The 15216-nt window shown below is 72.6% G+C and carries 9 protein-coding genes; 7 read left to right on the forward strand and 2 right to left on the reverse strand.

Going from position 1 to position 15216, the window contains the following annotated elements; genetic code table 11:
* Positions 1 to 26 precede the first annotated feature (26 nt).
* Positions 27 to 1889: a chitinase gene (locus BX283_RS29060; RefSeq protein ID WP_101390433.1), complete on the forward strand. Its 1863-nt coding sequence runs from the start codon at positions 27 to 29 to the stop codon at positions 1887 to 1889.
* Here the strand turns inward: BX283_RS29060 and BX283_RS29065 are convergent.
* A complete protein-coding gene (locus BX283_RS29065; protein WP_306822828.1) occupies positions 1840 to 2373 on the reverse strand; it encodes a phosphatase PAP2 family protein in 534 nt (177 codons plus the stop codon). The genes BX283_RS29060 and BX283_RS29065 overlap by 50 nt on opposite strands.
* A 382-nt stretch (positions 2374 to 2755) precedes the next feature.
* Positions 2756 to 4090 (reverse strand): 4-aminobutyrate--2-oxoglutarate transaminase, encoded by a 1335-nt coding sequence (gene gabT / locus BX283_RS29070; RefSeq protein WP_101390435.1) that lies wholly within the window; start codon positions 4088 to 4090, stop codon positions 2756 to 2758.
* Positions 4091 to 4534: 444 nt separating this feature from the next.
* Here gabT and BX283_RS29075 point away from each other — a divergent pair, with 444 nt between their 5' ends.
* The 6 genes from BX283_RS29075 to BX283_RS29100 all read left to right on the forward strand — a co-directional run bounded on the left by BX283_RS29075 (position 4535) and on the right by BX283_RS29100 (position 15065).
* Complete coding sequence (locus BX283_RS29075; RefSeq protein ID WP_101390436.1) at positions 4535 to 6907, forward strand: ATP/GTP-binding protein; 2373 nt, start codon at positions 4535 to 4537, stop codon at positions 6905 to 6907.
* A 116-nt stretch (positions 6908 to 7023) separates the two neighbouring features.
* Positions 7024 to 8565 carry a PucR family transcriptional regulator gene (locus BX283_RS29080; protein ID WP_101390437.1) on the forward strand — a complete coding sequence of 514 codons (1542 nt, stop codon included), beginning with the start codon at positions 7024 to 7026 and terminating at the stop codon, positions 8563 to 8565.
* 280 nt (positions 8566 to 8845) lie between these two features.
* Positions 8846 to 10291 (forward strand): aldehyde dehydrogenase family protein, encoded by a 1446-nt coding sequence (locus BX283_RS29085; RefSeq protein WP_101390438.1) that lies wholly within the window; start codon positions 8846 to 8848, stop codon positions 10289 to 10291.
* Positions 10292 to 10463: 172 nt separating this feature from the next.
* Positions 10464 to 12389: an acyl-CoA dehydrogenase family protein gene (locus tag BX283_RS29090; protein ID WP_101390439.1), complete on the forward strand. Its 1926-nt coding sequence runs from the start codon at positions 10464 to 10466 to the stop codon at positions 12387 to 12389.
* Positions 12390 to 12519: 130 nt separating this feature from the next.
* Entirely contained in the window at positions 12520 to 13770 is a 1251-nt protein-coding gene (gene dxr / locus BX283_RS29095; RefSeq protein WP_101390440.1) for a 1-deoxy-D-xylulose-5-phosphate reductoisomerase, read from the forward strand.
* Entirely contained in the window at positions 13767 to 15065 is a 1299-nt protein-coding gene (locus BX283_RS29100) for an RIP metalloprotease (protein ID WP_101390441.1), read from the forward strand. The genes dxr and BX283_RS29100 overlap by 4 nt, the downstream gene beginning before the upstream one ends.
* Positions 15066 to 15216: the final 151 nt, after the last annotated feature.

Genomic DNA, 15216 nt, shown 5'->3' on the forward strand with positions numbered 1-15216 from the left:
CGATCCCCCCATGCCCGGAGGACGTTGTGGACCGCACCGGCCGCCTCGCCAGCCTCGTCAGACCCACCGGTCTCACCAAATCTACGAGACCCCCCAGGCTCCTCGCCGCCGTCACGGCGGCCGTCCTGGCCGCGGGCGCCCTGGTCGCCTCCGCGCAGACCGCCCGCGCCGCCGACACCGAACTCGCCCTCAACGGCGGCTTCGAGGCCGGTCTCGACGGATGGAGCTGTACGGCGGGCAGTGGCACGGTGGTCGCCTCGCCCGTGCACGGCGGCGCCAAGGCCCTCAAGGCCACCCCGGCCGGGAGCGACAACGCCCAGTGCTCCCAGACCGTCGCGGTCGCACCCGACTCCACGTACACCCTGAGCTCATGGGTACAGGGCAGCTACGTCTATCTGGGCGCCTCCGGCACCGGTACCACCGACGTCAGTACCTGGACCCAATCCGCCCCGTCCTGGCAGCGGTTGAGCACCACCTTCAAGACCGGCGTGAACACCACCTCGGTCACGATCTCCACGCACGGCTGGTACGGCACCGGCGCCTACTACGCCGACGACGTGAGCCTGCTGGGCCCCGGCGGCGGGCCCGTCCAGCTCCCGGCCGCCCCCACCGGCCTGACCGCGGGCTCCGCGACCGCCTCCAGCATCGCCCTGAGCTGGGCCGCGGTCCCCGGCGCCACCGGCTACAACATCTACCAGGGCGGCTCCAAGGTCCTCTCGTCGAGCGGGACTTCGGCCACCGTGACGGGCCTGGCCGCCTCCACCCCGTACACCTTCCAGGTCACGGCCACCAACACGGCCGGTGAGTCCGCGAAGTCCGCCGCCGTCACCGCCTCCACCACCAGCGGCGGGGGAGGCAACCCGGGCGGCGGGCTGCCGGCGCACGCGCTCGTCGGCTATCTGCACGCCAGCTTCGCCAACGGCTCCGGCTATATGAGGATGGCCGACGTCCCCGACTCCTGGGACGTCATCGACCTCGCCTTCGGCGAGCCGACCTCGGTCACCTCCGGCGACATCAGATTCAATCTGTGCCCGGTGAGCGAGTGCCCCGGGGTGGAGTCCGCCGCCGACTTCAAGGCCGCCATCAAGGCCAAGCAGGCCGCGGGCAAGAAGGTCCTGATCTCCATCGGCGGCCAGAACGGCCAGGTCCAGCTGAGCACCACGGCCGCCCGCGACACCTTCGTCCAGTCCGTCTCGAAAATCATCGACGAGTACGGACTCGACGGCCTGGACGTCGACTTCGAGGGCCACTCGCTCTCGCTGAACACCGGCGACACGGACTTCCGCAACCCGACCACACCGGTCGTCGTGAACCTCATATCGGCGCTGAAGACGCTGAAGGCCAAGTACGGCGCGAAGTTCGTGCTGTCGATGGCCCCGGAGACGTTCTTCGTGCAGCTCGGATACCAGTACTACGGGTCCGGCCCCTGGGGCGGCCAGGACCCGCGCTGCGGCGTCTATCTGCCCGTCATCCACGCCCTGCGCGACGACCTGACCCTGCTGCACGTCCAGGACTACAACTCGGGCCCGATCATGGGCCTGGACAACCAGTACCACTCGATGGGCGGCGCCGACTTCCACATCGCCATGACCGACATGCTGCTCACCGGCTTCCCGGTGGCGGGCGACACCGGCCGGATGTTCCCGGCGCTCCGTCCCGACCAGCTCGCCATCGGTCTCCCGGCGTCCACCAACGCGGGCAACGGGCACACGGCCCCCGCCGAGGTCACCAAGGCGCTGGACTGCCTCACCAGGAAGGCGAACTGCGGCTCGTACCAGACCCATGGGAGCTGGCCGGGGCTGCGCGGTCTGATGACCTGGTCCGTCAACTGGGACCGGTTCAACGGCGGCGAGTTCTCCAAGAACTTCGACGCATACCCGTGGAGCTGAGCAGCAGGAGCATCCCGCACAGGCTGCCGCTCGCCAGCACGTCCAGGGGCCAGTGGTAGCCGTGCAGCACCAGACCGGTGCCCGTCGCCGCGGTGAGCACGCCCGCGGCGGCGGGCATCATCCATGCGCGGCGCGGGGCGGTGTACCGGGCGAGCAGCAGGGCGGCGCCGCCGTACGCCACCATCGCGGTGGCCGTGTGGCCGGACGGGTAGTAGCCGGTGTCGGTGGTGAGCGGGCCCGCGCGGTCGGTCCAGATCTTCAGCGGTACGACCAGCGCCGGGACCAGGACCATCGTGGCGGCCGCGATCAGCGCGTCCAGCCGGGCGCCGCGCCGCACCGCGTACCCGAGGGCGAGCGCGAGCAGCGGCAGGGCGACGGGCATCGAACCGAGGTCGGCGAGGACCTGGGCCACGCCCTGCGGGCCACGGCCCGCCAGATGGCCGCCGACGCGCTCGTCGAGCCGTCGCAGCGGGCCGTCGGCCACGACCTGCCAGGTGACGAGCGCGAAGAGGACCGCGAGGGCGGCGAAGGCGGTGAAGAGGAAAGCCGACCGCCCCGGAACAGGGGGGGAGGTTCCGGGGCGGTCGCCTTGACCGGTGTGCCGTGCGCCCCGGGGGGTGTGGGGCGGACGGCCATCCGATCGGTGAGGAGTTCCGGAGCCAGAAGCGCCGGCGGTGTGCGCCAGGGCACGACCAGAACGAGGCTGGGGATGCGCCGCCCTGGAGCCGCCCGCAGTCTCCTGCGGGCGAGGTGTTTCTCTCATCTGCAGAAACCGTACGGCAGTGGGAGGGGGACCGACAGCCGGATCCCCATCCCGCCATCGGCCCCCCACACGTTCTTCACAGGCCGGACCCCCGGCCCGATGATCAGAGCGCGGCGAAGGCCTGCTCGATGATGTCGAGGCCCTCGTTGAGCAGGTCCTCGCCGATGACCAGCGGCGGAAGGAAGCGCAGCACGTTGCCGTAGGTGCCACAGGTCAGGACCAGCAGGCCCTCCGCGTGGCAGGCCTTGGCGAGCGCACCGGCGGCGGCCGCGTGCGGCTCCTTGGTGGCGCGGTCCTGGACCAGCTCGATGGCGATCATGGCGCCGCGGCCGCGGATGTCGCCGATGATGTCGAACTTCTCGGCCATGGCGGCGAGGCGGCCCTTCATGACCTCCTCGATGCGCTTGGCCTTGCCGTTGAGGTCGAGCTCCTTCATGGTCTCGATCGCACCGAGCGCGCCGGCGCAGGCCACCGGGTTGCCGCCGTAGGTGCCGCCGAGGCCGCCCGCGTGCGCGGCGTCCATGATCTCGGCGCGGCCGGTCACGGCGGAGAGCGGCAGACCGCCCGCGATGCCCTTGGCGGTGGTGATCAGGTCCGGGACGATGCCCTCGTCCTCACAGGCGAACCACTGGCCGGTGCGGCAGAAGCCGGACTGGATCTCGTCGGCGACGAAGACGATCCCGTTGTCCTTGGCGAACTGCGCGATCGCGGGCAGGAAGCCCTTGGCGGGCTCGATGAAGCCGCCCTCGCCGAGGACCGGCTCGATGATGATCGCGGCGACGTTGTCGGCGCCGATCTGCTTGGTGATGTTGTCGATCGCCTGGGCGGCGGCCTCGGGGCCGCAGTTCTCGGCGCCGGTCGGCCAGCGGTAGCCGTAGGCGACCGGGACGCGGTAGACCTCGGGCGCGAACGGGCCGAAGCCGTTCTTGTACGGCATGTTCTTGGCGGTCAGCGCCATCGTCAGGTTGGTACGGCCGTGGTAGCCGTGGTCGAAGACGACGACGGCCTGGCGCTTGGTGTACGCACGGGCGATCTTGACGGCGTTCTCGACGGCCTCGGCGCCGCTGTTGAACAGCGCGGACTTCTTGGCGTGGTCGCCCGGGGTGAGCTCGGCGAGGGCCTCGGCGACCTCGACGTAACCCTCGTACGGCGTGACCATGAAGCAGGTGTGGGTGAAGTCCGCGAGCTGCGCGGAGGCGCGGCGCACGACGGCCTCGGCGGAGGCGCCGACCGAGGTCACGGCGATGCCGGAGCCGAAGTCGATCAGACGGTTGCCGTCGACGTCCTCGATGATGCCGCCGCCCGCGCGGGCGGTGAAGACGGGCAGGGTGGAGCCCACGCCGGCGGCGACCGCGGCCACGCGGCGGGCCTGCAGCTCCTGCGACTTGGGGCCGGGGATCGCGGTGACGATGCGGCGCTCCTGCGGGATCGCGGTCATGAGGGCTCCTGGATGATCTGCGTCTTCGGACGCGGGGGTTTTGGACGCTTCCTTGGCTTTCTTCGCAGGCTAGGGGGCGAGGGGTGGTGCGGGCATGCGCCGTTAGGGAGTGGTGGGGGCGTGTCGTTGTCCGCCGCGGACATAGCGGCCCGGCCTTGGTCTGCGGCTGAGTGGCGGGCTGGTCGCGCAGTTCCCCGCGCCCCTGTTGGGCCCGGTCTCCGTCTGCGGGCCGGTGGCCTCTTCTCGCGCAGTTCCCCGCGCCCCTGAGGAGGGCCCGCAGGGCCCATCAAGGGGCGCGGGGAACTGCGCGACCAGCCCAGCACGGTCCGCGGACAAAGACCGGGCCCAAACAGGGGGCGTGCTACGCCCCGTAGCCCCCCGGTTCCGTTTAGATTGGCCGCTGGACTCGGTTACGGACCTGGCTGGTCAGGGGGCAAAGGGTCGATGGACACCGAAGGCACGCACGACGCACGGGGTACCGAGGCGCGGCCGGTGCCGCGCCCTGCCGGGCCGCCGCCCGTCCCGGCGCCGCCGCCCGCCTTCCCGCCGCAGCCCGCCCGGCCTCCGGGGCGCCCGCCGCTGGGCGAGTGGCTGCGGACCCCGCGCGCGGCCGCAGAGCCCGGGCTCTGGCGGTACGGGCACCGGCCGCGCCCCACCGACGCCGTCCACCGGGTGCCCGACCGGGCGCTGCTCAGCGGTGCGGTGATCGCGCTGCTCGCGGCCGTCCTGGTGTGGTCGCTGTGGCGCAACGGGTACGTGCCGCACCGGATGGTGCCGCTCGAACTGTTCACGCCGTCCGACTGGTGGGGGTGGCACCGCAGGCCCCCGGCCGCGCTGACCGCGCTCGCCGCCTACAACAGCCTGGTCGCGGTCGCCGTCATCTATGTCTTCGGCCACTTCGGCAACTGGCGCGAGGTCTTCCGGCGGTACGCGGTGGACCACCCGCAGCCCGCGCGCGCGGTGCGCACCGCGCTGGTGGCGATCGCCCTGGCCTGGTTCGTGATCTGGGCCGACGACTGGCTGCCGTTCTACTCGCTGGCCTTCGGCGTGGTGCCGCACTCGTGGATCTTCAGCGACGACCCGGTGGCCACCAAGGACGCCACCGACACGGTGACCACCGTCTACCACGTAGTGGTAGTGGTGGCCGCGCTGTGGGTCTGCGGCCGGGCGGGCGACTGGCTCGGACTCTTCCGCGAGCGCACCGGGCGTCCGGGCACCCGGACGCCCGCCCCCGCCGGTGCCCCCGCCGACTGGCCCCAGCTGCGCGAGGCCGGGCAGCACGCCGCCGCCGACCGGCTGGCCGCCGACGCGGAGAGCGGCAGGATGAACGACGTGGACTGCGCCCGCATCCGGCGCGCCTGGACGTCGGTGGTCGCCGACCCGGCCCGGCTCCCCGCGTTCACGGACGCGGTGCTGCGCGACGGCGCGCGCGCCTGTCTGCACCCCTCCGGCGACCGCGACCTGCCCGCCCGCGCCGCCACCCACGACCTGCTCACCTCGCAGGTGCGGCTCGGCACGTTCGCGGACCTGGACAACAACCCGCCCGCCCGCCGGGGCGCGGGCGCCGCCGTCGACCCGGCGGCGCTCGGCACCTCGCTGCTCGCCCTCGGCCCCTCCGGCGCGGGAAAGACCCGCCGCCTGGTGCGGCCCGTGGTGGAGTCGCTGGCGCTCCAGGCGCTGGCCGGACAGGCCGCCGTGGTCGCCGTCGGCGCCGCGGGCACGCCCCTGGGCGCGGACGAGGCGTACGACGTGATCGTGCGGCCCGGCGACCCGGCGTCCGAGTACGACCTGGACCTCTACGGCGGCACCGTCGACCCCGACGAGGCCGCCGCCCTGCTCGCGGAGGCCTGCGCCGGGGACCTGCCCGACGCCGACGTCCGCCGGGCCGCCACCGCGCTCGCCCAGCTCCTCGGGCCCTACCGGGCGGCGTACGGGCGCTTCCCCTCGGTGCCCCGGCTGCGCGAGCTGCTCGACGGATCGGGCGACGCGCTGGAGGAGCTCCGCGCCGGCCTCGACCGCGCGGCGCACCCCGCGCTCCACCGCGAACTGGACGCGCGCGTGCGCCAGGTCGGCATCCCCGGCGACCCGGGCCTGGTCCTCGCGGACCGTCTCGCCTGTCTGGACCGGCCCGCCTTCGCCGCCTTCTTCGACACCACCGGCCAGAGCCGCCCGTTCTCGCTGCGCGCCCTGGAGCACCCCGTACGGGTGCGGGTCGACCTGCCCGAGCGGGCGCACCCGGAGGCGGCGCGGCTGCTGAACCGTCTGCTGCTCGCCCAGTTCACGACGAGCGCGGTGGCCCGCCACGACCGCTCGCTGTTCGCCTGCCTGGTCCTGGACGACGCCACGCACGCGGTGACCGCGGGCTCCGTACGGGCCCTGCAGCGGCTGCGGCAGGCCAACGCCGGTGTGGTGCTCACCCTGCGGGCGCTGGGCGACGTACCCGAACGGCTGCACACCTCGCTGCTCGCGGCGGTCGGCTGCCATATGGCGTTCTGCGGGGTCACCACCTGGGACGGGCAGCTCCTGGCGCAGCTGTGGGGCACCGAGTGGATCGAGACGACCGAGGTCGCCAAGCACGCGGTCTTCGCCGACCAGCCGGTGACCCGGGCGCTGCACGCGCTGCGCAAGCTCGCCACGGGCAAGCCGGTGACCCGGGACGCGGTCACCGTGCGCAAGGTCGAGCGGGAGCGCTGGTCCGCCTCCCAGCTCGCCCACCAGGTGCCCGCCGGGCACGCGGTGCTCTCGCTCACCGACGTCGCGGGCGAGCACGCGCCGCCGCTCCTGGTGGACCTGCGGGAGTCCGAAAACAGGCTCTGAGACGAGGGGGTCGCGGCGGGCGCCGCGACCCCGCCGTCCTGGCAGAATCGAGGTGCGCCCTTCATACGGGACGGCGCATTCCCCCTCGTACCCCTCGAAGGTCGTCGAAGCCCCCCATGCCGCCCACCCTCGCCTCCCTCGTCCAGCACTCGGCGCTGAAGCTCACCGTGCGCGCGGGCGAGGACCGGCTGGACACGCCGGTGCGCTGGGCGCACGTCAGCGAGCTCGCCGACCCCGTCCCCTACATGGAGGGCGGCGAGCTCCTGCTCATCACCGCGATGAAGCTGGACGCCGAGGACCCGCAGACGATGCGGCGCTATGTGCGCAGGCTCTCCGGCGCCGGGGTCGTCGGGCTGGGCTTCGCGGTCGGCGTCACCTACGACACGGTGCCGGACGCGCTGCTCGACGCGGCCCGCGAGGAGGACTTCCCCCTTTTGGAGGTGCCGCGCCGCACCCCGTTCCTGGCGATCTCCAAGGCCGTCTCGGCGGCCATCGCGGCCGACCAGTACCGGGCGGTCACCGCGGGCTTCGAGGCCCAGCGCGAGCTGACCCGGGCCGCGCTCGCGGGCCCCGGCGAGCTGCTCGCCCGGCTCGCGGCGCACGTCGACGGCTGGGCGGCGCTGTACGACACGTCGGGCGCGGTGGTCGCGGTGCAGCCGGAGTGGGCGGGGCGCCGGGCGGCCCGGCTCACCGCCGACGTGGCCCGGCTGCGCGACCGGGCCGCCCCGGCCAGCGCCGTGGTCGGCGGCTCCGACGACCGCTCGGACGACCGCGTCGAGCTCCAGTCGCTCGGCACCGGGCGACGGGTGCGCGGGGCGCTCGCGGTCGGTACGGGGGCGCCGCTGGGCACGGCCGAGCGGTACGCGGTGCACTCCGCGGTCGCGCTGCTGACCTTGACCACCGAGCGTTCGCGGGCCCTGCAACTGGCCGAGCAGCGCCTCGGCGCGGCGGTGCTGGGCATGCTGCTGTCCGGGCAGCAGGACCATGCCCGCGCGGTGGCGGGCGATCTGTACGGCGGGCTGCTCGATGCCCCGTTCCGGCTCGCCATCGCGGAGGCCGAGGGGGAGTCGGCCGACCTCGGGGCGCTCGCCGAGGCGATGGAGTCGGCGGCGGCGCGCTCCGGCGAGGCGGTCCTGGTGGTACCCGAGGGCGACCGGCTCGTGGTGCTGGCGGCCGACGGCGGCGACGCGGTGGCCGCGTGCGTCTCCTTCGCCCCGGAGGAGGGCGCCGAGCTGGTGATCGGCCTGTCCGCCCCGGCCGGGCCGATCGCGGCGGCGTCCGCGTACAAGCAGGCCGAGCAGGCCCTGTCGGTGGCCCGGCGCCGGGGCAAGCCGCTGGTCGAGCACGAGGAGCTGGTGGCGGGCTCGCTGGTGCCGCTGCTGGCGGACGACGCGGTACGGGCGTTCGCGGACGGGATGCTGCGGGCGCTGTACGAGCACGACGCGACCGGGCGGGGCGATCTGGTGGCCTCGCTGCGGGCGTGGCTGTCACGGCACGGCCAGTGGGACGCGGCGGCGGCGGACCTGGGCGTCCACCGGCACACGCTGCGGTACCGGATGCGGCGGGTGGAGGAGATCCTGGGCCGCTCCCTGGACGACCCGGACGTCCGGATGGAACTCTGGCTGGCCCTCAAGGCGGGTTCGCAGGGCGAGGGCTAGGGCGTTTGTCTGCGGGTTGTCTGTGGCTGGTCGCGCAGTTCCCCGCGCCCCTGAGATGCGCCCCTGCGGGGCGCCCAGGGGATTGCCGCGCAGCGGCATTCTTAGGGGCGCGGGGAACTGCGCGACCAGTTGGGGACGGCCCGCAGACGGAATCCGGGCGCCAAACCGGCGTACCCCCACCCCCCACCACTCCACCCCGGACAAACGCCGACCCGCCCGGACCGGCCTACGGTGGGAGGGACAAGCAGACCCACTACCTCGGAAGGGCCGGGATTCGATCATGACTTCCACCCACGCCTTCTGGCTCGCCGGCCGCCAGGCCACCGGTGAGGACAGCTTCGACGTCACCTCCCCCTGGGACGGCCGGCTGGTCGGCAAGGTGAGCGTTCCGACCGAGGCCCAGGTCGAGGAGGCCGTCGCCGCCGCGCACGCCGTGGTCGACGAGTTCGCCGCGACCCCCGCGCACGTACGCGCCGCCGCCCTCGACCACGTCTCCAAGCGCCTCACCGAGCGCACCGAGGAGATCGCCCAGCTCATCTCCGCCGAGAACGGCAAGCCCATCAAGTGGGCCCGCGGCGAGGTCGGCCGCGCCGTGTCCGTGTTCCGGTTCGCGGCCGAGGAGGCCCGCCGCTTCAACGGTGGCGAGGCCCAGCGGCTGGACACCGACGCGGGCGGCAAGGGCCGTCTCGCCCTGACCCGCCGCTTCCCCAAGGGCGTCGTCCTCGGCATCGCGCCGTTCAACTTCCCGCTGAACCTGTGCGCCCACAAGGTCGCCCCGGCCATCGCGGTCGGCGCGCCGATCATCCTCAAGCCCGCCCCGGCCACCCCGCTCTCCGGCCTCATCCTCGGCGAGCTGCTCGCCGAGACCGAGCTCCCGGCCGGCTCGTGGAGCGTCCTGCCGGTCGCCAACGACAAGATGCCGGCCCTGGTGCAGGACGACCGCCTCCCGGTCATCTCCTTCACCGGCTCCGACAAGGTCGGCTACGCGATCATGGACTCGGTGCCGCGCAAGCACTGCACCCTGGAGCTCGGCGGCAACGGCGCGGCCGTGGTCCTCGCCGACTTCGCCTCCGAGGAGGACCTGGACTGGGCGGCGACCCGTATCGCCACCTTCTCCAACTACCAGGGCGGCCAGTCCTGCATCTCCGTGCAGCGCGTGATCGCCGACGCCGCCGTCTACGACCGGCTGCTGCCGAAGATCGTCGCGGCCGTCGAGGCGCAGGTCACCGGTGACCCGTCCGACGCCTCCACCGACGTCGGCCCGCTGGTCAGCGAGGACGCCGCCAAGCGCGTCGAGTCCTGGGTCGACGAGGCCGTGCAGGCCGGCGCCAAGCTGCTCGCGGGCGGCAAGCGCGACGGCGCCGCCTACGCCCCGACCGTCCTCACCGAGGTCCCGGCCGACACCACCCTCGCCTGCGAGGAGGTCTTCGGACCGGTCCTCACCGTGCAGAAGGTGGACGGCGAGGACGAGGCCTTCGCGGCCGTCAACTCCTCCAAGTACGGCCTCCAGGCGGGCGTCTTCACGCACAACGTGCAGACCGCCTTCCGCGCCCACCGCGCCCTGGAGGTCGGCGGCGTGATCGTCGGCGACGTCCCCTCGTACCGCGCGGACCAGATGCCGTACGGCGGCGCCAAGGCCTCCGGCGTCGGCCGCGAGGGCGTCCGCTACGCGATGGACGACTACACGTACGAGCGCGTGCTCGTCCTGACGGGCCTCGCCCTCTAGGGCATACGGACGTACGTACGGACACGGCCGGAGCCCACCAGCGGGCTCCGGCCGTTTCGCGTCCCAGGGGTGGTCGGGCCGCCCGGAATCGGGTACATACGGACGAGTAGCACTGTCCGGTAACGGGTGCGTGCGCGCGCCCCGACAACCTCGCGGCGAGGAGTACCCCTCAATGACCGCACCACACGGCACACCGAAGGTCTCCGAGCGCGAAGCGCGCCGGGTCGCGGAAGCCGCGCGCGAGCAGGACTGGCGCAAACCGAGCTTCGCGAAGGAACTCTTCCTCGGTCGCTTCCGGCTCGACCTCATCCATCCGCATCCGCTGCCCGCCACGGAGGACGTGGAGCGCGGCGAGGCGTTCCTCGCCAAACTGCGGGACTTCTGCGAGACGAAGATCGACGGCGCCCTCATCGAGCGCGAGTCGCAGATCCCCGACGAGGTGATCAACGGGCTCAAGGAGCTCGGCGCCCTCGGGATGAAGATCGACACCAAGTACGGCGGCCTCGGCCTCACCCAGGTGTACTACAACAAGGCGCTCGCGCTGGCCGGTTCCGCCAGCCCCGCGATCGGCGCGCTGCTCTCGGCGCATCAGTCGATCGGTGTACCGCAGCCGCTGAAGCTCTTCGGCACCCAGGAGCAGCGCGACACCTTCCTGCCGCGCTGCGCCCGTACCGACATCTCCGCCTTCCTGCTCACCGAGCCCGACGTCGGCTCCGACCCGGCCCGGCTCGCCACCTCGGCGGTCCCGGACGGCGACGACGCGTACGTCCTGGACGGTGTGAAGCTCTGGACCACCAACGGCGTCGTCGCCGACCTGCTGGTCGTCATGGCGCGGGTGCCGAAGTCCGAGGGGCACAAGGGCGGCATCACCGCGTTCGTCGTCGAGGCCGACTCGCCCGGCGTCACCGTGGAGAACCGCAACGCCTTCATGGGCCTGCGCGGCATCGAGAACGGCGTCACCCGCTTCCACCAGGTCCGCGTCCCCGCCTCGCACCGGATCGGCCCCGAGGGCGCCGGTCTGAAGATCGCCCTGACCACGCTCAACACCGGGCGTCTCTCGCTGCCCGCGATGTGCGTGGGCGCGGGCAAGTGGTGTCTGAAGATCGCCCGCGAGTGGTCGGCGGCGCGTGAGCAGTGGGGCAAGCCGATCGCCCAGCACGAGGCCGTGGGCAGCAAGATCTCGTTCATCGCGGCCACCACCTTCGCCCTGGAGGCGGTGCTCGACCTGTCCTCGCAGATGGCCGACGAGGACCGCAACGACATCCGCATCGAGGCCGCCCTCGCCAAGCTGTACGGCTCCGAGATGGCCTGGCTGATGGCCGACGAGCTGGTCCAGATCCGCGGCGGGCGCGGCTTCGAGACCGCCGACTCGCTGGCCGCCCGGGGCGAGCGGGCCGTACCGGCCGAGCAGATCCTGCGCGATCTGCGCATCAACCGGATCTTCGAGGGCTCCACCGAGATCATGCACCTGCTGATCGCCCGGGAGGCCGTCGACGCCCATCTGTCCGTCGCGGGCGACCTGATCGACCCCGACAAGAAGCTGCCCGACAAGGCCAAGGCGGGCGCCAACGCCGCCGCCTTCTACGCCCGCTGGCTGCCCAAACTGCTCTCCGGGCCGGGCCAACTGCCCAACTCCTACAGCGAGTTCGGGGACCTCGCGCAGCACATCCGGTACGTCGAGCGGGCCGCCCGCAAGCTGGCCCGCTCCACGTTCTACGCGATGTCGCGCTGGCAGGGCCGGATGGAGACCAAGCAGGGCTTCCTCGGCCGGATCGTCGACATCGGCGCCGAACTGTTCGCGATGAGCGCCGCCTGCGTACGGGCGGAGCTGCTGCGCACCACCGGCGACCACGGCCGCGAGGCACACCAGCTGGCCGACGTCTTCTGCCGCCAGGCCCGGATCCGGGTGGACGAGCTCTTCGAGCGGCTGTGGGCCAACACCGACGAAGTGGACCGCAGGGTCGTCACCGGCGTCCTGGCCGGGACGTACACCTGGCTGGAGGAGGGCGTCGTCGACCCGTCGGGCGACGGCCCGTGGATCGCTGACGCGACACCGGGACCGGCGAAGCGGGACAACGTCCACCGCCCGATCCGCTGAATCCGCAGGGCAGTTGGGACACCGAGGAGCCCCGCTCCCCGGTGTCCCGGCGGCCCCCGGACCGCGCCGCGCGGCCCCCGCACGGGGGAGTGCTTTCCCCGCGCACAGCCGATGCGGCAAGAATGGGGGCATGAGCGACAGCCCAGCCCCCCTCGCCGACCCGCACATCGCCTTCGACCCCGCCGAAGGCCGCCGGGACATCGTCGTCCTCGGCTCCACCGGGTCCATCGGCACCCAGGCCATCGACCTGGTGCTGCGCAACCCCGACCGGTTCCGCGTCACCGCGCTCGCCGCGTCGGGCGGACGGGTCGCGCTCCTGGCCGAGCAGGCGCGCCGGCTGCGGGTCCGCACGGTCGCGGTCGCCAGGCCGGACGCGGTGCCCGCGCTGCGCGAGGCGCTGAAGGAGCAGTACGGCGCCGAGCCGCTCCCCGAGATCCTCGCCGGACCCGACGCGGCCACCGAGCTCGCCGCCTCCGACTGCCACACCGTCCTCAACGGCATCACCGGCTCCATCGGCCTGGCGCCGACCCTGGCCGCCCTGGAGGCGGGCCGCACGCTGGCGCTGGCCAACAAGGAGTCGCTGATCGTCGGCGGCCCCCTGGTGAAGGCGCTCGCCGAGCCCGGCCAGATCATCCCGGTCGACTCCGAGCACGCCGCCCTCTTCCAGTGCCTCGCCGCGGGCACCCGCGCCGATGTGCGCAAGCTGGTGGTCACCGCCTCCGGCGGCCCGTTCCGCGGCCGTACCCGCGCGGAGCTCGCCGACGTGCGGCCCGAGGACGCCCTCGCGCACCCCACCTGGGCCATGGGCCCGGTGATCACCGTCAACTCGGCCACCCTGGTCAACAAGGGCCTCGAAGTCATCGAGGCGCACCTGCTGTACGACATCCCCTTCGACCGGATCGAGGTCGTCGTGCACCCGCAGTCGTACGTCCACTCCATGGTCGAGTTCACCGACGGCTCCACGCTCTGCCAGGCCACCCCGCCCGATATGCGCGGCCCGATCGCCCTCGGCATCGGCTGGCCCGAGCGGGTGCCCGACGCGGCCCCGGCCTTCGACTGGACCAAGGCGTCGAGCTGGGAGTTCTTCCCGCTCGACACCGAGGCCTTCCCCTCGGTCGGACTCGCCCGGCACGTCGGGGAGCTGGGCGGAACGGCTCCGGCGGTGTTCAATGCCGCGAACGAGGAGTGCGTGGACGCTTTCCTCGCGGGACGGCTGCCATTCAACGGAATCATGGATACGGTCACAGAGGTCGTCGCCGAGCACGGCACCCCCGCCGAGGGAACTTCCCTCACGGTCTCGGACGTCCTGGAAGCGGAGACCTGGGCACGGGCCCGGGCCCGTGAACTCGCGGTGAAGGCGACAGCGGAGGCGCGCGCATGACGATTTTGATGACGGTCCTCGGCATAGTCGTCTTCGTGGTCGGCCTGCTCGTCTCGATCGCGTGGCACGAGCTGGGCCACCTCTCCACGGCCAAGATGTTCGGCATCCGGGTGCCGCAGTACATGGTCGGCTTCGGACCGACCATCTGGTCGCGGAAGAAGGGCGACACCGAGTACGGCATCAAGGCGGTCCCCCTCGGCGGCTACATCCGCATGATCGGCATGTTCCCGCCCGGCGAGGACGGGCGGATCACCGCGCGCTCCACCTCGCCCTGGCGCGGCATGATCGAGGACGCCCGCTCGGCGGCCTTCGAGGAGCTCCAGCCCGGCGACGAGACGCGCCTCTTCTACACGCGCAAGCCGTGGAAGCGCGTGATCGTGATGTTCGCCGGGCCGTTCATGAACCTGATCCTCGCCGTGGCGATCTTCTTCGGCGTGATGATGACGTTCGGCGTCAACACCCAGACCACCCAGGTGGGCAAGGTCTCCGACTGTGTGATCTCGCAGAAGGAGCAGCGCGACACCTGCAAGGCCTCCGACCCGGTCGCCCCGGCCAAGCAGGCCGGTCTGAAGGCCGGTGACAAGATCGTCGCGTTCAACGGCGAGAAGGTCGGCGACTGGTCGGCGCTGCAGAAGCACATCCGCGACACCATCGGCCCGGCCACCATCACGGTCCAGCGCGACGGCAAGCCCGTCGACCTGCACGCCAGCCTGATCAAGAACGACGTCGCCAGGATCGACGGCTCCGGCAACTACACCTCCGGCACCACCTCGGCGGGCTTCCTCGGCTTCAGCCCCGCCACCGGCATCGTCCAGCAGTCCTTCGGCGAGTCCGTGGACCGCATGGGCGACATGATGCGCTCCGGAGTGAAGTCGCTGGTCGCGATCCCCTCCAAGGTCCCCGACCTGTGGAACGCGGCCTTCAACGGCGAGGACCGCAAGGCCGACTCCCCGATGGGCGTCGTCGGCGCGGCCCGGGTCGGCGGCGAGGTGTTCACCCTGGACATCCCGCCGGAGAACCAGATCGCGATGATGCTGTTCCTGGTCGCGGGGTTCAACCTCTCCCTCTTCCTCTTCAACATGCTGCCGCTGCTGCCGCTGGACGGCGGGCACATCGCGGGAGCCCTGTGGGAGTCGCTGCGCCGCACGGTCGCCCGCGTCTTCAAGCGCCCCGACCCGGGCCCGTTCGACGTGGCGAAGCTGATGCCGGTGGCGTACGTGGTGGCCGGGATCTTCATCTGCTTCACGCTGCTCGTGCTGGTGGCGGATGTGGTGAACCCGGTGAAGATCTCTTAGCCGACGGGTACGTGTCGTACGCATGTAGGGGGCGGGCCGGGTGCATGGAGTGCCCGGTCCGTCCCTTTGCGTGAACCCTCGGGGCACGGTGTGCTTGTGTCCCCTGGGGTGCCGTAACCTCGGATGCTGGAGCCCGCCGATCTCGGGACCT

The organism is Streptomyces sp. TLI_146 (assembly GCF_002846415.1).
In the GTDB taxonomy this organism is placed as follows: domain Bacteria; phylum Actinomycetota; class Actinomycetes; order Streptomycetales; family Streptomycetaceae; genus Streptomyces.

Excerpts from the sequence above, each read along its gene's own strand:
- BX283_RS29085 (WP_101390438.1), top strand. The coding sequence starts at position 8,846 with ATGACTTCCACCCACGCCTTCTGGCTCGCCGGCCGCCAGGCCACCGGT.
- BX283_RS29075 (WP_101390436.1), top strand. The coding sequence starts at position 4,535 with ATGGACACCGAAGGCACGCACGACGCACGGGGTACCGAGGCGCGGCCG.
- BX283_RS29100 (WP_101390441.1), top strand. The coding sequence starts at position 13,767 with ATGACGATTTTGATGACGGTCCTCGGCATAGTCGTCTTCGTGGTCGGC.
- gabT (WP_101390435.1), bottom strand. The coding sequence starts at position 4,090 with ATGACCGCGATCCCGCAGGAGCGCCGCATCGTCACCGCGATCCCCGGC.
- BX283_RS29080 (WP_101390437.1), top strand. The coding sequence starts at position 7,024 with ATGCCGCCCACCCTCGCCTCCCTCGTCCAGCACTCGGCGCTGAAGCTC.
- BX283_RS29090 (WP_101390439.1), top strand. The coding sequence starts at position 10,464 with ATGACCGCACCACACGGCACACCGAAGGTCTCCGAGCGCGAAGCGCGC.
- dxr (WP_101390440.1), top strand. The coding sequence starts at position 12,520 with ATGAGCGACAGCCCAGCCCCCCTCGCCGACCCGCACATCGCCTTCGAC.